The 17,565-nt window shown below is 64.7% G+C and carries 16 protein-coding genes and 2 tRNA genes; 7 read left to right on the top strand and 11 right to left on the bottom strand.

The features are described from left to right. Positions 1 to 49: 49 nt before the first annotated feature. The 3 genes from tig to BLIN9172_RS04135 form a co-directional block, all read right to left on the bottom strand. Positions 50 to 1,426, bottom strand: coding sequence for a trigger factor (gene tig, locus BLIN9172_RS04145; protein WP_025776811.1), 1,377 nt, complete (start codon positions 1,424 to 1,426; stop codon positions 50 to 52). Positions 1,427 to 1,638: 212 nt separating this feature from the next. Continuing rightward, positions 1,639 to 3,045: a glycoside hydrolase family 15 protein gene (locus tag BLIN9172_RS04140; protein WP_101553957.1), complete on the bottom strand. Its 1,407-nt coding sequence runs from the start codon at positions 3,043 to 3,045 to the stop codon at positions 1,639 to 1,641. A gap of 63 nt (positions 3,046 to 3,108) precedes the next feature. Continuing rightward, positions 3,109 to 3,182: transfer RNA gene (locus tag BLIN9172_RS04135), tRNA-Gly, on the bottom strand. A 165-nt stretch (positions 3,183 to 3,347) separates the two neighbouring features. Between BLIN9172_RS04135 and BLIN9172_RS04130 the strand changes: the two genes are divergently transcribed. Both BLIN9172_RS04130 and BLIN9172_RS04125 read left to right on the top strand, forming a co-directional pair. Continuing rightward, positions 3,348 to 3,421, top strand: a tRNA-Pro gene (locus tag BLIN9172_RS04130). 210 nt (positions 3,422 to 3,631) lie between these two features. Continuing rightward, the gene (locus tag BLIN9172_RS04125) at positions 3,632 to 4,849 is read left to right on the top strand and encodes a hypothetical protein (protein WP_145997919.1); all 1,218 of its coding nucleotides are present in this window, start codon (positions 3,632 to 3,634) and stop codon (positions 4,847 to 4,849) included. An 83-nt stretch (positions 4,850 to 4,932) separates the two neighbouring features. On the opposite strand, the gene BLIN9172_RS04120 is transcribed toward BLIN9172_RS04125, so the two are convergent. From BLIN9172_RS04120 to BLIN9172_RS04110, 3 genes are all read right to left on the bottom strand, one after another. Continuing rightward, positions 4,933 to 6,045, bottom strand: a complete 1,113-nt coding sequence (locus BLIN9172_RS04120; RefSeq protein ID WP_101553955.1) for an alcohol dehydrogenase catalytic domain-containing protein — start codon at positions 6,043 to 6,045, stop codon at positions 4,933 to 4,935. A gap of 13 nt (positions 6,046 to 6,058) precedes the next feature. After that, positions 6,059 to 6,532: a ribose-5-phosphate isomerase gene (locus tag BLIN9172_RS04115; protein WP_101553954.1), complete on the bottom strand. Its 474-nt coding sequence runs from the start codon at positions 6,530 to 6,532 to the stop codon at positions 6,059 to 6,061. Positions 6,533 to 6,622: 90 nt separating this feature from the next. Beyond that, a complete protein-coding gene (locus BLIN9172_RS04110) occupies positions 6,623 to 7,228 on the bottom strand; it encodes a mycothiol-dependent nitroreductase Rv2466c family protein (RefSeq protein ID WP_101553953.1) in 606 nt (201 codons plus the stop codon). 193 nt (positions 7,229 to 7,421) lie between these two features. Between BLIN9172_RS04110 and pepN the strand changes: the two genes are divergently transcribed. From pepN to BLIN9172_RS04095, 3 genes are read left to right on the top strand one after another with little or no spacing between them, the layout of a single operon-like run. Then, positions 7,422 to 10,100, top strand: a complete 2,679-nt coding sequence (gene pepN, locus BLIN9172_RS04105; RefSeq protein WP_101554045.1) for an aminopeptidase N — start codon at positions 7,422 to 7,424, stop codon at positions 10,098 to 10,100. A 12-nt stretch (positions 10,101 to 10,112) separates the two neighbouring features. Continuing rightward, positions 10,113 to 11,204 carry a mechanosensitive ion channel family protein gene (locus tag BLIN9172_RS04100; RefSeq protein ID WP_101553952.1) on the top strand — a complete coding sequence of 364 codons (1,092 nt, stop codon included), beginning with the start codon at positions 10,113 to 10,115 and terminating at the stop codon, positions 11,202 to 11,204. Further along, a complete protein-coding gene (locus tag BLIN9172_RS04095; protein ID WP_101553951.1) occupies positions 11,188 to 11,589 on the top strand; it encodes a globin in 402 nt (133 codons plus the stop codon). The genes BLIN9172_RS04100 and BLIN9172_RS04095 overlap by 17 nt, the downstream gene beginning before the upstream one ends. Here BLIN9172_RS04095 and BLIN9172_RS04090 read toward each other — a convergent pair whose 3' ends face one another. Together BLIN9172_RS04090 and BLIN9172_RS04085 are read right to left on the bottom strand one after the other, a co-directional pair. Further along, positions 11,590 to 12,261, bottom strand: coding sequence for a DUF8185 domain-containing protein (locus tag BLIN9172_RS04090; RefSeq protein WP_101553950.1), 672 nt, complete (start codon positions 12,259 to 12,261; stop codon positions 11,590 to 11,592). Continuing rightward, the gene (locus BLIN9172_RS04085) at positions 12,258 to 12,800 is read right to left on the bottom strand and encodes an acyl-CoA thioesterase (protein ID WP_051504971.1); all 543 of its coding nucleotides are present in this window, start codon (positions 12,798 to 12,800) and stop codon (positions 12,258 to 12,260) included. The genes BLIN9172_RS04090 and BLIN9172_RS04085 overlap by 4 nt, the downstream gene beginning before the upstream one ends. A 95-nt stretch (positions 12,801 to 12,895) precedes the next feature. Between BLIN9172_RS04085 and BLIN9172_RS04080 the strand changes: the two genes are divergently transcribed. Beyond that, positions 12,896 to 13,804: an acyl-CoA thioesterase gene (locus BLIN9172_RS04080; protein ID WP_025776822.1), complete on the top strand. Its 909-nt coding sequence runs from the start codon at positions 12,896 to 12,898 to the stop codon at positions 13,802 to 13,804. Then, positions 13,801 to 14,046: a hypothetical protein gene (locus tag BLIN9172_RS04075; RefSeq protein ID WP_025776823.1), complete on the top strand. Its 246-nt coding sequence runs from the start codon at positions 13,801 to 13,803 to the stop codon at positions 14,044 to 14,046. Before BLIN9172_RS04080 ends, BLIN9172_RS04075 begins: the two co-directional genes overlap by 4 nt. Positions 14,047 to 14,273: 227 nt before the next feature. Here the strand turns inward: BLIN9172_RS04075 and ettA are convergent, their stop codons facing one another. From ettA to BLIN9172_RS04060, 3 genes are all read right to left on the bottom strand, one after another. Further along, positions 14,274 to 15,956, bottom strand: a complete 1,683-nt coding sequence (gene ettA, locus BLIN9172_RS04070) for an energy-dependent translational throttle protein EttA (RefSeq protein ID WP_101553949.1) — start codon at positions 15,954 to 15,956, stop codon at positions 14,274 to 14,276. 108 nt (positions 15,957 to 16,064) lie between these two features. Continuing rightward, positions 16,065 to 16,772 carry a DUF6993 domain-containing protein gene (locus BLIN9172_RS04065; protein WP_101553948.1) on the bottom strand — a complete coding sequence of 236 codons (708 nt, stop codon included), beginning with the start codon at positions 16,770 to 16,772 and terminating at the stop codon, positions 16,065 to 16,067. Positions 16,773 to 16,873: 101 nt separating this feature from the next. After that, positions 16,874 to 17,542: a single-stranded DNA-binding protein gene (locus tag BLIN9172_RS04060; RefSeq protein WP_164742793.1), complete on the bottom strand. Its 669-nt coding sequence runs from the start codon at positions 17,540 to 17,542 to the stop codon at positions 16,874 to 16,876. Positions 17,543 to 17,565: the final 23 nt, after the last annotated feature.

Here is a 17,565-nt window from a genome sequence, read left to right as displayed (position 1 = left end):
ATCCGCACCCACCGTCTCATCAGGATTCCACCGCCGAGGCGGCTGACCCTCAGTTCTCTTCGGCGGCCTCTGCAGGGGCTTCGGCGTCAGCGTCCGCGCTCTGCGCGTCAGCGCTGGCGGCCTCGGCGTCTGCATCCTCGGCGTCGTCGCCGGCGGAGGTGAATGCCTCCATGTCGACGACATTTCCGGCCGTGTCCTTGACCGTGGCACCGGCGAGGACGGCGGCCAGAGCCTTACGGCGCGAGACCTCGCCGACGAGGGCGTTGACCTGGCCGGAGCTGTCGAGCATCTGGGCGAACTCGTTCGGGTTCATTCCGTACTGCTGCGACGCGGAGATCAGGTACTCGATGAGTTCGGGCTGGCTGACCTCGACGTTCTCGGCTTCGGAGACGGCGTCGAGGATGAACTGGGTGCGCAGGTTGCGCTCGGTCTCCTCGGTGACCTCCTTGCGGTGCTCGTCATCGTCCGAACGGTTCTCGGATTCGAGGTGACGCTCGACCTCGTCGGTGACGATCTTGGCCGGGACCGGGACCTCGAGGGTCTCGATGAGGTGTTCGAGGACCTTGTCGCGTGCCTGCACGCCCTGCTCGGTCTCCTTGGACTTGCCGGCCTGGACGCGCAGATCCTCACGCAGTTCGGCGATCGTGTCGAACTCGCTGGCCAGCTGAGCGAAGTCGTCGTCGGCCTCGGGCAGTTCCCGTTCCTTCACGGCACCCAGGGTGATCTTCACGGTGCCCTGTTCGCCGGCGTGCTCGCCGCCGGCGAAGGTGGTCTCGAAGGTCGTGGTCTCTCCGGCGGAGAGGCCGTCGAGAGCCTCGTCCATGCCTTCGAGCATCGTTCCGGCGCCGACCTGGTAGGAGATGTCGGAGGCGGTGTCGATCTCTTCGTCGCCGATGGTGGCGACGAGGTCGAGGGTGACGAAGTCGTCCTTGGCCGCGGGGCGATCCACGGCGACGAGGGTGCCGAAGCGGGTGCGCAGCTGCTCGAGCTCGGCATCGACATCGGCGTCGGTGACGTCGATCGGGTCGACCTCGATGGTGATCGAGTCGTAGGCAGGCAGTTCGACCTCGGGACGCACGTCGACCTCGACCGTGAAGCCGAGCTCGCCGTCTTCGGTTCCGTCGAGGCCGGGAACCTCGGAGATCTCGACCTCGGGCTGGCCCATCGGCTTGAGGTCATGCTCGTCGACCGCGTTGCGGTAGAACTCGTCCAGACCGTTGTTGATCGCTTCCTGAATCACAGCAGGACGACCGATGCGCTGATCGATGATGCGCGCGGGGACCTTGCCCTTGCGGAAGCCGGGGACGGTGACCTGAGCACCGATGGTCTTGTATGCCTCGTCGACGCTCGGTTTGAGTTCGGCGTATGGGACTTCCACGCTGATCTTGACCCGGGTGGGGTCGAGTTGCTCGACGGAGCTCTTCACAGTGTGACCTTTCAGATTCGACAGTCATGCATTTTCGGTCATCTCCGACCTGATCGTCCGGGTTCGTGACCGCAAACGGCCATCTCACAGCCTGATCGGTCATCTCGTGACCTTGGAGGGAGCGAAAGTCCACGAATAGTTCGCGCACGTCCGCAAGACGCAATCACCTATGTTACGCGAAACCCCCGCCGTTACGCGAAACCGGGGTGTTGTCACGAGGCCGCTCCGCCTCGGTGCCCGTAGAGCTCGTCGAGGGTGATGATGACGTTGGCCGCCGTCCATGACAGCGGGGCTGCAGAGACCGGATCGCCGTCCGCGCTGATCTTCTCCGGAAGAGACCCGGCACTCGTGCGGTGTTCCGTCAGCCAGTCGAGGACCGATTCGGCCCTGGCGCTGAGTCCGAGGCGTGCGAAGCCGAGCCCCATGAGCGACGTCGACGGCGTCCAACTTGAGCGGTCGAGGATCCACCCATGCCCGGGCTTGATCCCGCCGGCCGGCTGTTCGAGACGGTCCCAGACTCCGGCGAGGAGCTCGGGGTCGAGCGCGTAGATTCCGTCCTCCGCGTTCGGCACGAGTCCGGCGGCGGGCAGGTAGGCGATGGCCGAATCGGATCCGCCCGAGGTGGGATACCGCTGCATCCCATTGGCCCCGAAGGTCCGGCTGAAGGTCTGACGATAGTCATCGGCTCCCCGCAGAACCTCATCGGCTTCCTCGCCGAGGCGGCTCCACAGCCCCGGATCCGCTTTCGTCAGCGCGGTGAGCGAGTTCATCCCGACCAGAGTCGGTCCGGCCAAGCCGAGCGTGACCTGTGATTCTCCGACCTCCCAATAGTCCGGTCCGGCCGGAGGCAGACGGCGGCCGCGGGACGTGAGATCGAACAGCCGCGAACTGGTCCGTCGCAGCAGATCGTCGAGTCCCCCGAGATCGGAGCCTCCGGTTGTCGCCGTGGAGACGGCGTGCACTTCGGCAACCGCCCAGAGGACGAGGCCGAGTGAGTCGAACTGCGACGCACGATCGTCCGGCGCCAGACCGGTTTCGGGGTCGACGCGGGCGGCGAACGCCCCGTCGGGCGCCTGTACGGACTGCAGATAGCGCAGATGACCCCAGGCCAGGCCCGAGAGCCCGACCCGCGCCAGAGCCACCGCGCAGAAGGCGGTATCCCGCGGCCAGACATAGCGCCACGCACCCGCCCATCCGGCGACCGGAGCGGGCAGCCCGTCGCTGAGCACCCACAGGTCGAGCAGAGCTGCGACCGCGAGCTCTCGACGGTGGGCGGGCAGCGTTGTCAGCCATGACTCGCAGCCGTCGAGGAACTCCTGCTGCCCGAGCGCCGGACCCGGATCGGCAAGGTCCGGCATGACTCTCGACTGTGCGGGCAGGATCTGCACGGATTCGGCATCCACAACCTCGCGCAGGCCCGAACGAGTGTAGGCGGCGGTGACCGAACGGACCGGGTCCGGTCGGGCTGCCTCGGCGAGGGCCGTCGTGATCGCTGAACCGAGACCGATCGCGCCGATTCCGATAGCGGCACCGGTGAGAACCGCCCGCCGACTGGGCCGGGCGGTGTCACGCTCATCGCGCGGGAGCGTGCCGCGTGGCGGCCGAACGGCAGTGGTCATGAGAAGGATCCTACCCGTCCGGGCATAAGAAAACCGGCCTGACCATCTGGTCAGACCGGCTTGTGGAGGGGATGACGGGAATCGAACCCGCACCATCAGTTTGGAAGACTGAGGCTCTACCATTGAGCTACATCCCCGTGTTGTGAGTTCGACTATAGTCGAGAACTTCCTCGACCGCCAAATCGACATTCGGTGACCTGCGTCACTTGATCGCTGGAACTGTGAGGTGTGTCGCATTGGCGGGTTTGCCTGATTCGCAAGGTGCGAGTCGCGACCCGCCTGTGGTTAGATAGGAGCCGTCGCGGGATGTGGCGCAGCTTGGTAGCGCATCTGTTTTGGGAACAGAGGGTCGCAGGTTCAAATCCTGTCATCCCGACAGACTCCAGCCGCCCGGACCAATCGATCCGGGCGGCTTCTCTCTATGTGCGTCCGATCTGCTCAGCCACCTTTCGGCTCGACCGCCACTCGCGGCTCCCTCTTATGCCCGCTCATCTGCGAGCATGACTCGATCCCCCGATTGTGAACAGTCATCAGATGTGCCGTATGGTGGCTCCGTTTGTCGCAACGGCTTCAGAAAGGGTCAGAAATGGCGATGACGATGGGGGCCCGCTGCGCGGCAGTGTTCGCTGCGGTCGGACTGGTGGTCACCGGATGTTCAGAAGGCGCCGACCGCAAAGCGAATTCCGCTCCGCCGACGGAAGGATCCGACGAGGTCGACGTGCTGTATCCCTCCACGGCATTCGGCGAGCCCGAGTGGCAGGAAGGTCCATTGACGAATGACTTCGAAGATCAGGTGCAGGTCTTCGACGACCGTGTCGTCCGGTGGGGCGGATCGAAGCTCGAATCCCGCAATCCAGACGGCACGATCGCGTGGCAGCTGGATCTGGCGGAGCACTTCTCCGACGACGATGAAGAGATTTCAGACGTACGCCGGATGGCCGGCGGCAAGCTGGGACTGAACACCGAGATCTTGGCCAGCCATTCTCAGACCTTCCTCCTTGATGCCGAGTCCGGGGACAACCTCGAGAAGGTCGAAATCCCCGACGGATGGAGGTTTCACTTCATGCCGACGAGGGAAAGCACGTGGGGGCTGAGTTTCCAGTACAAAGACGACGACCAGAAGAATCTTGTGGTGAATTCCGATGGTTCGACAGACACGTTCGAACACCTCCAGTACGCGACCGGAAAGTCCGCAGTGACGCTGGAGGAGGAATTCGGAAATGAGCTCATCTGGCATCCGACCGGTGGCCGATCCGGCACGACCACGACGTACCGGGACTTCGCCGGCAGCACCGAACGAGCGGGCAGCATCAAGCCACGTGTCGTCGTCGACGAAGACATCGCCATCATCCGTTCCGGAGAAGTGGGAGAGAGCGCGACGGAGATGATCGACCTCAGCAAGGGTGAGCGCCTCGCGGTCATCAAGGACTGCTACCCCGATGAGATTCTCCGGCTCGACCACAGCTTCTCCAGCCCCAACGGAGAGTTCGTCGCTGCAGGCAACGCTGTGTGGAAGGGATCAGACCCCACCTGTCTCAGCGACGACGGCGGGACCACTGCCATGGCTCAGGCTGTATACGACGACGGCACCGTGATCGCCATTGATTACTCAGGGCACGAGGACACGGCGACTTTCAACCCGGCGAAGCAGCCGGGGATGCTGATCAGGGATGGTCAGAGAATCTCCGAGTTCGAGGTCCCCGAAGGGGAGAAGAAGGAGGTCGCCCCGACGGGCACGTTGTCCAATGGGCTCGCCGTCTACGCAGGCCCCGGCGGATCGGTTGTGGCCGTGCCCCGGAAGTAGACGCGGTCGGCCGTGAGCAGATGCCCGTGCCGCAGGTGGTGTGGAGAGATTCGGATCTCCTGCGACCGCGGGCGTCGCGCGGCTCAGGCCCCGAAGTCGATGATCTGTCGCACGACGGATCCGGCGGCCAACGCGTCGAATGCGGAGTTGAGATCGTCGAGACCGATGGTGTCGGAGATGAGCTCCTCGACCGGCAGCTTGCCCTCTCTCCACAGCTGGGCGTAGACGGGGATATCGCGGCTCGGCACCGCCGACCCCAGATAGGAGCCGATCACGGTCCGGGCCTCCGCCGTCAGGGTCACCGGGGTGATGTGTGCCTGCGCATCCGGGGCAGGCAGACCCACTGTCACGGTCGTCCCGCCGACTGCAGTGGCGGAGAGCGCGGTCTCGAAGGCCCGAGCATGCCCGACGCATTCGATGACGATCGGAGCCTTCCTCTCCCCGAGCTGTTCGGGGGTGAAGACCTCGATCGCTCCGAGTTCCTTCGCCCGCACAAGCTTGTCCGGATTCGCGTCGACGCCGATGACTCCAGCGGTCTCGATGGACAGCGCCGTGATGAGCGCGGCCATCCCGACGCCGCCGAGACCGACGATCATCACTTCATCGTCCGGCCCCGGCTTGCCGGCATTGAGGACCGCTCCCCCGCCGGTGAGCACCGCGCAGCCGAGCACAGCGGCGATGGACGCGGGAACATCATCGCCGACGGGAACGACGGAAGCGCGGTTGACCACCGCGTGGGTGGCGAACACGGACGCGCCGAGGTGGTGGAGCACCTCGGCGCCGGTGTCATCGTGGAGACGCACCTTGTGTCCGTCGAACGGCAGGGTCCCGGCACCGTTCGTCGCGCTTCCGGGGGTGCAGGGAAGTTTGCCGTCGGTGCGGCAGTTCGCGCATTCCCCGCAGCGCGGCAGGAACACTGTGACGACCTGTTGGCCGATCTCGAGGTCATCGACGCCGTCGCCGAGTTTCTCGACGATTCCCGCGCCTTCGTGACCGAGCAGCATCGGCAGCGGGCGGGGACGGTTGCCGTCGACGACGGACAGATCCGAGTGGCAGACCCCGGCGGCCATTATCCGGATGCGAATCTCCCCGGGACCCGGCTCATCGAGTTCGAGCGTCTCAATCGTCATCGGCTGCGACTGGGTGAATGGTCGAGGTCGCTTCATCTCGCGCAGCACGGCGCCGTGGATCTTCACAGTGTTCTCCCTCTCACAGAGCCTGCGGGCCCTGCTCCTCATACTTCGCCATGATGTCGATGCGACGTTCGTGACGCTCATCGCCGGAGAACGGCTCGGCCAGGAACGCGTCGACGATCGCAATGGCTTCGTCTTCGGGGTGCTGGCGGGCACCGACGGCGACGATCTGAGCATTGTTGTGCTGACGGGCCAGCTTCGAGATCTCCGGGTTCCAGGCCAGAGCGGTGCGTGCACCCTTGACGAGGTTCGCGGCCATCTGTTCGCCGTTGCCCGATCCGCCGATCACGACGCCGAGCGCTTCGACGCCGGCTGCCTGGTCATCGACGACGCCCTGTGCCGCGGCGATGCAGAATGCCGGGTAGTCATCGAGAGCGTCGTACTCGTGGGCGCCGTGGTCGACGACGTCGTGCCCGGCTGACTCGAGGTGCGCCTTGAGCACCTCCTTGAATTCGAATCCGGCGTGGTCGGTGCCGAGGTGAACCTTCATATAACTGCCTTTCGGTGGGATCTCTTGATCGATCGAGTCCGCTGAGTGAACGGGCTGTCGAGTCGCGGCCGCTGGTTCGGCCCAAATGACTCAGTCGAAGTTCGGGCCCTGGTCACGTGTGCGCTTGAGTTCGAAGAATCCCGGCGTCGAGGCGACCGCGAGGACTCCGTCGAAGAGCCGGCCGGCGTCTTCTCCCTTCGGAGCGGGGGTGACGACAGGGCCGAAGAACGCGGTTCCGGCGACACGGCAGATCGGTGTGCCGACATCGTCTCCGACCAAGCTCAGCGCCTCATCGTGGGAAGCCTGGAGCCGAGCATCATAGTCCTCGGTCTCGCCGTACTTCATGAGATCGGCCGGCAGCTCGAGCTCGGCCAGCGCCTCGGACACGGCCTTGTCGAAGTCCTTCTCCCCACCCGGGTGGATACGATTGCCGATCGCGGTGTAGAGCGGTTCGGCGATCTCGTCTCCGTGTTCGGCGATCGCGGCGGTGACGATGCGCATCGGAGCCAGTGCCCGATCCATCAGTGCCCGGTAGTCGTCCGGAATGTCCTTGTCACGATTGAGGAAGTTCAGGCTCATCGGGTGGAACTTCACGTCCACGTCGCGGACCTTCGCCACTTCGAGCCCCCACCGTGAGGTCATCCATGCCCACGGGCAGGCCGTGTCGAACCACAGATCGAGTGTTTCTCTGCTCACTGTCTCTCCTCTGTCATACGTGTGCGGGCCCCATGCCGGGTACCCATCGTGTCGGTGCTCAATCTATCAAGGCCGACCGAATGCGGGGACAGCGGTCGAATCATGATCAGTGCCGCCGAGATCGCACGAGGAGTGAATGTCCATGAAAGAATGTCCGAGTACACCCGGTTCCCGAAGCAAAGGTCACCTCACAGTGCCGCAACACAACCTCACCCGCGACGAGGCACGCGAACGCTCCGCCATCGTGGACGTCTCGAGCTACGAGCACACCCTGATCCTCACAGGAGTTGGTGAGAGCTTCCGCGTCCGCTCACGTATCCGCTTCACTGCAGCACCGGATTCGACGACGTTCATCGATGCGATCACCGCCAGTGTCGAGCGCGTCCGCCTCAACGGCACCGACCTCGACCTCGCCGAGGTGGTCGCGCCGGCCCGCATCACCCTTCCCGGCCTCGCCGCTGAGAACGAACTCATCGTCGACGCCCACTTCACCTATATGAACACCGGAGAGGGCCTGCACCGATTCGTCGACCCGATCGATGACGAGGTCTACCTCTACTCCCAGTTCGAGGTCCCCGACGCCCGTCGTGTCTTCCCGGTCTTCGAACAGCCCGATATCAAGTCTCCGTTCTCCTTCACCGTCGTCGCACCGGAGAAGTGGACCGTCGTCTCGAACTCGCCCACCCCGACACCCGGCGACCCGAAGGAGACCTTCGCCGAGCTCGGAGCTGCTCCGCAGGACGGCATGGCGGTGTGGCAGTTCGCCCCCACCACACCGATCTCGTCGTACATCACCGCGATCATCGCCGGCCCGTATGAGTCCGTGCATTCGCAGCTGACATCCTCCGACGGCTCGATTGTGCCCCTGGGCCTGTACTGCCGTGCATCCCTGCTCGAACACCTCGATGCGACGAAGCTGTTCCGGATCACGAAGGCCGGCTTCGAGTTCTTCGAACGAGAATTCGGTGTGTCCTACCCGTTCGAGAAGTACGATCAGCTCTTCGTTCCCGAGTTCAATGCCGGAGCCATGGAGAACGCCGGTGCCGTGACGATCCTCGAGAACTATGTGTTCCGCTCCCGCCCTACCGAGGCGCTGGTCGAACGCCGCACGGTCACGATCCTCCACGAACTCGCGCACATGTGGTTCGGCGACCTGGTGACCATGCGCTGGTGGAACGATCTGTGGCTGAACGAATCCTTCGCCGAGTTCATGTCGACCCTGGCCACGGCCGAGGCCACCGAGTTCGCCGATGCGTGGACGACCTTCGCCACGATCGAGAAGTCCTGGGCGTACCGACAGGATCAGCTGCCGAGCACGCATCCCATCGTCGCCCCGATCGAGGACCTCGCCGACGTCGAGGTCAACTTCGACGGGATCACCTATGCCAAGGGAGCATCGGTGCTCAAGCAGCTCGTGGCCTGGGTCGGTCGGGACGAATTCTTCGCCGGGCTGAGGAGCTACTTCGACAAGCATGCGTGGTCGAACACCGAGCTCTCCGATCTCCTCACCGAGCTCGAGGCCACCTCTGGTCGGGATCTGGAGAGCTGGTCGAAGCTGTGGCTCGAAGAGTCCGGGGTCAACCTCCTCGAGGCCGTGATCACCACCGAGGACGGTCAGCCGGCAGCAGAGGAATCGGGGGCGGACGAACAGACGATCGCGACCCTGCAGGTGACCCAGCGCCCCTGGTCGATTCCGGGGCAGCCCACCCCGTCCCTGCGACCTCACCGGCTGGCCGTCGGCTTCTATTCGGACAACGGGCAGGGACGTCTCGAGCGCACCCATTCGTTCCCCCTCGACATCGACGGGGAATCCGCCGAGGTGGACGAGGCCCGAGGCCTGCCCCGGCCGGATGTCATCGTCGTCAACGACGCCGACCTCAGCTATGCGAAGGTCCGCTTCGACTCCCGCAGCATGGAGACGGCGGCGCGCCGGCTGGGTGACTTCGACGATTCGCTCACCCAGCTGCTCGTTCTGGCCACCCTGTGGGATGAGGTCCGTGACGGTGAACGTCCTGTTCACGATTACATCGACACGGTGCTCACCCACCTGCAAGCCATCACCCATTCGTCCGGACTGCTCACGCAGATGCGACAGCTCGACACCGCGGTCGCCTCCTATCTTCCGCCGCAGGAGCGGGAGACGATGCACGCCGAGGTGGCCGACCGTTTCATCGAGCTGCTCGAAACGGGCGAGGAGGGAACCGATCAGGCCTTCCAGTTCGTGCGCGGGTTCATCCGCCATGCAACCACGCCCGGTCAATTGGACCGGCTGAAGTCCTGGCTGCGGCCGGAGACGGAACGCGTCAGTGGGATCACTCTGGACACCGACCTGACGTGGGAGATCATCATCGGGCTGTGCTCGAACGACGCAGTCGACGATTCCACAGTCGAAGAGATGAGCAGGAAGGACCCCAGCGCCACCGGTGTGCGCCACGCCGCGACCGCACGGGCCAGCCGCCCCACCTCGGCGTCGAAGTCCCGGACCTTCACCCGCATCGTCGACGATGCCGACCTGCCGAACTCCGAACTCGGGGCACTCGCACTCGGCTTCGGAACCGGTCTGCAGACGGCCTCCGGCGAGCTCATCGCCGCCGAGGCACCGTTGGGGTCGTTCGCCGAGGAGTACTTCGCCCGGGTGGCCGGCTGGTGGGAGACGCGCACGCTGGAGATGGCGCAGACGATGACTCTGCGGCTGTACCCGCCGGTGAGTTCAGCCACAGTCGACGCCACTTCCCGGTGGCTCAACGATCATCCTTCCGCGCCGAAGGGCCTGGTGCGGCTGATGCGGGAGAACCTCGCCGACGCGCAGCGCGCACTGGTAGTTCAGCGTGTGTCCAGCAGTTCCAAGCGATCTTTGAACCTTCACGGCTAATCTCGAAAGATCATGACAACCGATGCAATAGATTCCACTGTTCAGAAAGCAAGTGACTTCGACTGGGGAACCTTCCTCCTCGGCGCGCCGCTGAAGATCACCGTCATCATCATCGGCGCCATCGTCGTCAATCTCATCATCCGACTCTTCATCCGCCGGTTCACCACCGCGGTGGCCAAGGGCACCGTCGGCAGCGAGAAGGCCGAAAGCGCCGGCCGGACGAAATTCTCGGCCACGGCGCTCGAGGCGCAACGGACCGGGATCGACCAGCAGACGATCAAGCAGCGCCGAGCTCAGCGGGCGAAGACCGTGGGGCGGATGCTCTCATCGGTGACGACGATCCTCGTCAGTGTCATCGCGATCCTCATGATCCTCGATGCACTGAGCTTCAACATCGCCCCGATCCTCGCATCCGCCGGCATCGCCGGTGTGGCCATCGCCTTCGGTGCTCAGGAGCTCGTCCGCGACTACCTGTCGGGATTCTTCATCGTCATCGAAGACCAGTACGGAATCGGTGACACCGTGGACCTCGGCGAAGCCGTCGGCGAAGTCGAGGACGTCGGCCTGCGTGGCACTCAGATCCGTGACCTCACCGGCACCCTGTGGCACGTGCGCAACGGTGAGATCCTGCGTGTGGGCAATCTGTCCCAGGGTTGGGCTCGCGCCGTCCTCGACATCCCCATCGACTACCGGACCTCGATGGATGAGTACCGTACGATGACCGATGAGGTCACACGCTCGCTGCGGAAGGATCCCGAGCTGTCCAATGCAATGCTCGAGGATCCGGAGATCGCCGGGGTCCAGTCGCTGTCGGGCTCCCACCGAGTCATCCGCACCATGATCAGGACCAAACCGAACCTGCAGTGGATGGTCGAGCGTGCCTTCCGCGCCGAACTGATGACCCAGCTGGCCAAGCACGGCGGGCAGATCGGTATGGTGCAGGAGACGGTTCTGCGCACCCTGCCCTCTGAGGAGAGGGCGATGGCTCCCGCGGTCGCCACCGACACCGACAATCCCTCGCCGCTGCCGGGTGACCAGGAGATCCGCAGCACCGTCCAGGAAGACTCCCCCAGTGAAGGATCGAGTGATGGCGCAGACAGCTGACGGCTCAATCTTCGCCGCAGTCGGCGGGCATGACACGTTCACCCGCCTCGTCGACGTGTTCTACCAGCACGTCGACGCGGATGCCGAGCTCATCGCGATGTATCCGGACGGCCATGAGCTGGAGGGGGCCAAGCATCGTCTGCAGATGTTCCTCGAACAGTATTTCGGCGGTCCGTCGACCTATCAGGAGCAACGAGGTCACCCGCGACTGCGGATGCGGCACTTCGACTATCCGATCGATTTCGACGCCCGGGACCGCTGGCTGCGCTGCATGCGTGCAGCCCTCGACGATGTGAGCCTGCCGCCGCTGTACGACGAGATGTTCTGGGACTACTTCCAGCGGGCGGCGACCGCGATGGTCAACACGAATCCGCACATCCGCTGATCACCGGCTCCGAGCGCGTGTGAGCAGATGACCGCCCGGGGCGACGAGGCGCAGCCAACCCCCGGATTCCATGATGTGCAGCTGCCGATCGTCATCGCGACCAGCGGGCGGGATGAAACGCAGCGCAGCGGCGGCGAAGGCCAGTCCACCGGGCATCGCGGTGGACTGCTCACCGGTCATCTCGCGTGACCACACACGGGAGCGCAGGGCCTTGACCGCGTGCCCTCCGGATCCTTCGGGCGCACCGGTGCTGATCTCTGCGATCCCTGTCTCCGCTGTCTCGTGGAGCCGTCCGACCGTGATCGTGTCGTATGCGGCCCAGCCTCCGCGCGGAGGCGCGATCCCCGTCCACGACACGAGCACGGAATTCGGCGGCACCGGCAGAGTGGTTCCGTTCTCGTCGTGTGCAAAGCGGTCGAGGAGATTCGACAGCGGCACCGCCTCGTCGAAGCCGTCCTGTTCGTGGTCGTCCAGGCGCAGCATCCGCATGGCCAGCACCAGCGGCGTCGAGTCGCCGAGTCCGTGTGGGAACAGCGGGGCCACTGTGGCGGCAAGGACGTCGGAGACGACCTGCAGCCGCATCGCTCCGTCGGCATCCGCCCGGTGGGCCAGCGACGCGAATGCGGAGAGATCTCGCATCGCCAGCGGGTCGGTGATGTGCAGTTCGGTCATCGGCCGGCCCTCCGCAGCGGCACGGGCGTGCCGAGCACCGAGTCCATGGCCGCGGTCTCGACTTCGCTGAGTCGTCGGGGCCGACCGCTGCTGATATCGATGAAGACGATGACGGTTTCGGCGACCGTGTAGGTGCGCGAACCGTCCGGTTCGCAGATGACATAACCCACCGTCACCGACGCGGGTCGCACATCGCTGATGACGAGATCGACGGCGATGGGTCCGGTGCGATACGGGATCGGGGAGCGGTATTCGATCGCGTGGGAGGCGACGAGCAGTTCGGTCGTGGCCGAGGCGTCGGCGAAGATCGTCGGCATCTCGACCCCGCTGACCGTCGCGGACACCCCGTGCTGTCCCGGCGTGGTCGGCGCATCAGAGCTGTGGGTGGGAGAGCCGAGGGCCCGGACACGCGCCTCTTCCAACAGTTTGAGCTGAGTGACGTTGTTCACGTGGCCGTAGGCGTCCATGTCACCCCATCTCAGTTCCAACAGTACGCGGGTGAATTCGTCGAGAAGGGGGTTGGTGGAGCCTGAATGCATGCACCCCATCATGCCACCTTCATCACGGTGATGCCGCACGCGATAAGATCGTGGTTCGTACGCTTGATTGGTCCAGTCATCCGAGGGAGAAGCCCATGACCGACGAAGCATCCACCGAAGCGGAGGCGAACGTAGCGACCTTGCACGAGATCCTCGCTCTGCGCCGACTCGAGTTCACCGCGGCTTCCAGCGAGACGGATTTCTTCATCGGGCACAGCCAGTACAAACCAGACGGTCGGGTCTTCGGCGGGCAGGTCCTCGCACAGTGCGTCGTCGCAGCCGCGGCCACGCTTCCCAGCGACCGTCTGATCCATTCGCTCCACGGGTATTTCCTGCGCGCCGGCGATGTCAGCGAACCCATCGAGTTCGGAGTCGAGCGGCTGCGTGACGGCCGTTCGTTCTCTGCCCGCCGAGTCCACGCCTACCAGAAGGGTGCGCCGATCCTGTCGCTGAGCGCGTCGTTCCAGGACGATCAGCCCGGCCTCAGCCATGCCGAGCAGATGCCGACCGATCTGCCGGCTCCCGAGGACTGCCCGGAACTCCTCGACTACCTCGGCGACGAGGATTCTCCGCTCGTCAGCGATTGGCTGAAGAAGCGTCCTTTCGAAGTCCGTCCGGTCGAGCCGTCCCTGCACACGTCGGGCGTGTCCGATCCCTCCATCACCGAACAGCATTCCTGGTTCCGGGCCGGCGCGACGTTCGGAGACGACCCTGTGCTCAATGCCGCCGCTCTCGCCTATGCCAGCGACTTCAATCTGCTCGAGCCGGTCCTGCGCCACCACGAACTGACCTGGCGGACCCCGGGTCTGCGCGTGGCCAGCCTCGACCATGCCATGTGGTGGCACCACCGAGTCCGCGTCGACGAATGGATGCTCTATGTGCAGGAGTCCCCTGCCGCGCAGGGCGGACGCGGGCTCGGCTACGGGCGCATCTTCGCTCAGGACGGAACCCTGCTCGCCACCGTGGCCCAGGAAGGCATGGTCCGGGTCAAGGACGTTCGATGACGCATCAGGACCCGACGATGATGGATATCATCGGCACCATCCTCAGCCGGTTGGTCAACGTGGCGCTGTTCCTCGTCATCGGGCTGCTCAGCCTCGTGGCGTTCATGGGACGCACGGATCTGCACGTGGCGGTGTGCGGCCTGCTCGCCGTGCTGTGCGGAGTCATCGGCACGATCCTCCTGCGTCTCCTGTTCAGAGGCATCGCGCGCCTCGGCGGACTCACCAGCCGCTCGCAGGACTGACTCACAGTCCGGCCCGCCCGCACGGCCTCATCGAACCCGGGCGCACAGACGGGTCGGCCTGGTTCGGGACTCAGGTTCCGCGGACAGCCCCAGAGTTTGTGGACGGCCTCGGCTTCGCAGACTAGCGAATCAGCACAGGCACAGGGATGCCCCGGTCGATTCGACCGGGGCATCCCTGTGCCTGCGAAGGAAGAGTCGGACCCGAGGCAGCTCAGACCGGACTGAGATCAGTCTCGGGTGAGACGGCGATGGGTGACTCGGTGCGGACGGGCCGCGTCTTCGCCGAGTCGTTCGACCTTGTTCTTCTCGTAGGCTTCGAAGTTGCCTTCGAACCAGTACCAGTTCGCCGGGTTCTCCTCAGTGCCTTCCCAGGCGAGGATGTGTGTGGCGACGCGGTCGAGGAACCAGCGATCGTGCGAGACGACCACGGCACAGCCGGGGAAGTCGAGGAGAGCGTTCTCCAGCGAGCCGAGGGTTTCGACGTCGAGATCGTTCGTCGGCTCATCGAGCAGGAGCAGGTTTCCGCCCTGTTTGAGGGTGAGCGCGAGGTTGAGGCGGTTGCGCTCACCGCCGGAGAGGACTCCTGCCTTCTTCTGCTGGTCCGGGCCTTTGAATCCGAACGCGGAGACATAGGCTCGAGAGGGCATCTCCACCTTGCCGACCTGGATGAAGTCGAGTCCGTCGGAGACGACTTCCCACAGGTTCTTGTCCGGGTCGATTCCGCCGCGGGACTGATCGACGTAGGAGATCTTCACGGTCTCTCCGACCTTGAGGTCTCCTCCGTCGAGCTCTTCCATACCGACGATCGTCTTGAACAGCGTCGACTTGCCGACGCCGTTGGGTCCGATGACGCCGACGATGCCATTGCGCGGCAGCGAGAAGCTCAGCCCGTCGATGAGTGTGCGCCCGTCGAAGCCCTTTTCGATCTTGTCCGCTTCGATGACGACATCACCGAGGCGGGGGCCGGCCGGAATCTGGATCTCTTCGAAGTCGAGCTTCTGCGTCTTCTCCGCTTCGGCTGCCATCTCTTCGTAGCGTGCCAGACGGGCCTTCGACTTCGTCTGCTTCGCCTTCGGGTTCGAACGGACCCATTCGAGTTCGTCCTTGAGTCGCTTGGCGAGTTTCGCGTCCTTCTTGCCCTGGACCTGGAGGCGCTCCTGCTTCTTCTCGAGGTAGGTCGAGTAGTTGCCCTCATAGGGGTAGAGATGTCCGCGGTCGACTTCGGCGATCCATTCGGCCACGTGGTCGAGGAAGTACCTATCGTGCGTGATCGCGATGACTGCGCCCGGGTAGGTCTTCAGGTGCTGCTCGAGCCAGAGCACCGATTCCGCATCGAGGTGGTTGGTCGGCTCGTCGAGGAGCAGCAGATCGGGCTTTTCGAGCAGCAGCTTGCACAGCGCCACCCGGCGGCGTTCACCACCGGAGAGAACAGCGACGTCAGCGTCCGGCGGCGGGCACCGCAGAGCGTCCATCGCCTGTTCGAGTTGGGAGTCGAGATCCCAAGCATCTGCGGCATCGATGGCCTCCTGCAGCTTGCCCATCTCTTTCATGAGGGCGTCGAAGTCCGCATCGGGGTTGGACATCTCTTCGGAGATCGCGTTGAAGCGGTCGACTTTCGCCTTGATCTCGCCGACGCCTTCTTCGACGTTGCCGAGGACGGTCTTCTCCTCGTTCAGCGGCGGTTCCTGCATGAGGATGCCCACCGAGTATCCGGGGCTGAGTCGAGCTTCACCGTTGGACGGCTGCTCGATTCCCGCCATGATCTTGAGAATCGTTGATTTGCCGGCGCCGTTGGGGCCGACCATACCGATCTTCGCTCCGGGATAGAACGACATCGATACATCGTCGAGGATGACTTTGTCACCGTGCGCTTTGCGCGCCTTGTGCATGGTGTAGATGAATTCGGCCATAGTGCACTCAGGCTATCGGTTCGGCACACCCCGGCGCTACTTGACGCCCGGCAGACACCGGGGTTGTTCAGCAGCCGCCGAAGCGGTGCATCGACCGTCTGCGACTGCTCAGCCGCCGCCGAGTGATGGGGCTTCGCCGGAGGAGTCGCCCTCGTTCGAGGTCTCCCCGGAACCGCCTTCCCCGGATGTCCCGCCGGTGCCCTGTGAGCTGTCCGACCCCTCGGAGCCTGCGGTCCCTTCCGCTCCCCCGGTGCTCGCCGACTCAGAGTCGTCCCCGCTCGGCGGGGGGCTCTCGGTCTCACCGTCTTCGCCGTTGATATCCTCGCCGGGCAGGTGGCCGGCGCCGTTGGAGTCACCGTCTTCGTCGCGCTTCTCGCCCTTCGGCGCTGTGACGCCCTCCGGCCGTTCGACCTCGCCGAACAGACAGGAGCCCGTCGATTCGGTCGGCTGGACGAGGTCGGCGGTGGCTTTGCCCTTCCGAATCTCTCCGACGACGCAGCCTTTGTCGGTCTTGACGCCGAACATCTTCGACGGCACCTCATTGCCCAGTGGAGACTCGTCGATCGTCGCCTCGAGCTGCTCGGGTTCATATCCGGCGTCCAGCATCGTGGTGAAGAACTTCTTCGTCGACGGCACCGATTCCTTGTCGCCCGTCAGCGGCTTGAGTGCCGTGAGCACCTTGTCGACTTCGGCAACGGGCTTCGCCTGGGTCTGTTTCGGCTGCGGCTGCGAGTCATCGGCACCGAAGCCGAGAAGTGAGCAGCCTGACAATGCCAGAGTCAGTGCTGCGGCACCCAGCACAGGAACGAGACGCATCTGAATCCTCGGCGAGAGGGGACGATTGACTATCTCACTGTAGCCGATCCCCCGTACCGAGGGCGGAAGCAGATCGACCTCGAACCGTCGTATCCACGTGATCAGAACGGTGCTGCGGCTTTCGCAGTCTCACGTGCGATCGCATCGTCTGCGTCGCCCGGCTTGCTGTCTGCCCCCGCAGTTCCCGGGGCATCGGTGGCGACGTCGCGTTCGGTCCCACCCTCGGCTTCGGTCGTGTGATCGTCCTCACCGTTCGTCCCCGTCGCTCCGTCCGGCCCCCGCGAGGCGAGGCTCTCGCTGTCTCCGGTGCCGGTGTCCGGCGGGGTGGGGGCCAAGGCATCCCAGGCTGCACCGTGCGAGCCGGTCGGCACGGTGTTCGCCTGTGTGGCAGGCGGCTGTGACCGATCGGATGCCTTCGCCCGCTGGTAGTGAGCAGTTCCGTATCTGAGATCGGGACCGATGTGCTCGGCGACCACCGTCGGCGAGATTCCGCTGCGCTCCTCGGTGGCCCATTCCCGGTTCCTCAGGCTGCCCGACACGATCACCGCAGCCCCGGTGGTCAGCGACGTCGCGGAATTGCTGGCCAGCTCGCCGTAGCAGTCGACGCCGAACCACGAGGTTCCGTCGTCGATGAACTCACCTGTGCTCTTATCGACTCTCCAATGATTGACGGCCAGCCTGAAGGAGGCACAGGCACGTCCGGAGGGAAGTGTGCGTGCGGTCGGCTCTGTGGCGATGGTGCCGGTGACGGTGATCGGGATTGCGGACATCGGTGACTCCAAATCGGTGTGCT

Source organism: Brevibacterium linens ATCC 9172, from assembly GCF_900169165.1.
In the GTDB taxonomy this organism is placed as follows: Bacteria; Actinomycetota; Actinomycetes; order Actinomycetales; family Brevibacteriaceae; genus Brevibacterium; species Brevibacterium linens.
The sequence above is the reverse complement of the archived record's forward strand: the minus strand, read 5'-3'. Positions and strand labels throughout refer to the sequence as shown.

Coding starts and splice junctions, on each gene's coding strand:
- BLIN9172_RS04140 (WP_101553957.1), bottom strand. CDS start 3,045: ATGACCACTGCCGTTCGGCCGCCACGCGGCACGCTCCCGCGCGATGAG.
- BLIN9172_RS04125 (WP_145997919.1), top strand. CDS start 3,632: ATGGCGATGACGATGGGGGCCCGCTGCGCGGCAGTGTTCGCTGCGGTC.
- BLIN9172_RS04115 (WP_101553954.1), bottom strand. CDS start 6,532: ATGAAGGTTCACCTCGGCACCGACCACGCCGGATTCGAATTCAAGGAG.
- BLIN9172_RS04100 (WP_101553952.1), top strand. CDS start 10,113: ATGACAACCGATGCAATAGATTCCACTGTTCAGAAAGCAAGTGACTTC.
- BLIN9172_RS04095 (WP_101553951.1), top strand. CDS start 11,188: ATGGCGCAGACAGCTGACGGCTCAATCTTCGCCGCAGTCGGCGGGCAT.
- BLIN9172_RS04090 (WP_101553950.1), bottom strand. CDS start 12,261: ATGACCGAACTGCACATCACCGACCCGCTGGCGATGCGAGATCTCTCC.
- BLIN9172_RS04085 (WP_051504971.1), bottom strand. CDS start 12,800: ATGCATTCAGGCTCCACCAACCCCCTTCTCGACGAATTCACCCGCGTA.
- BLIN9172_RS04080 (WP_025776822.1), top strand. CDS start 12,896: ATGACCGACGAAGCATCCACCGAAGCGGAGGCGAACGTAGCGACCTTG.
- BLIN9172_RS04075 (WP_025776823.1), top strand. CDS start 13,801: ATGACGCATCAGGACCCGACGATGATGGATATCATCGGCACCATCCTC.
- ettA (WP_101553949.1), bottom strand. CDS start 15,956: ATGGCCGAATTCATCTACACCATGCACAAGGCGCGCAAAGCGCACGGT.
- BLIN9172_RS04065 (WP_101553948.1), bottom strand. CDS start 16,772: ATGCGTCTCGTTCCTGTGCTGGGTGCCGCAGCACTGACTCTGGCATTG.
- BLIN9172_RS04060 (WP_164742793.1), bottom strand. CDS start 17,542: ATGTCCGCAATCCCGATCACCGTCACCGGCACCATCGCCACAGAGCCG.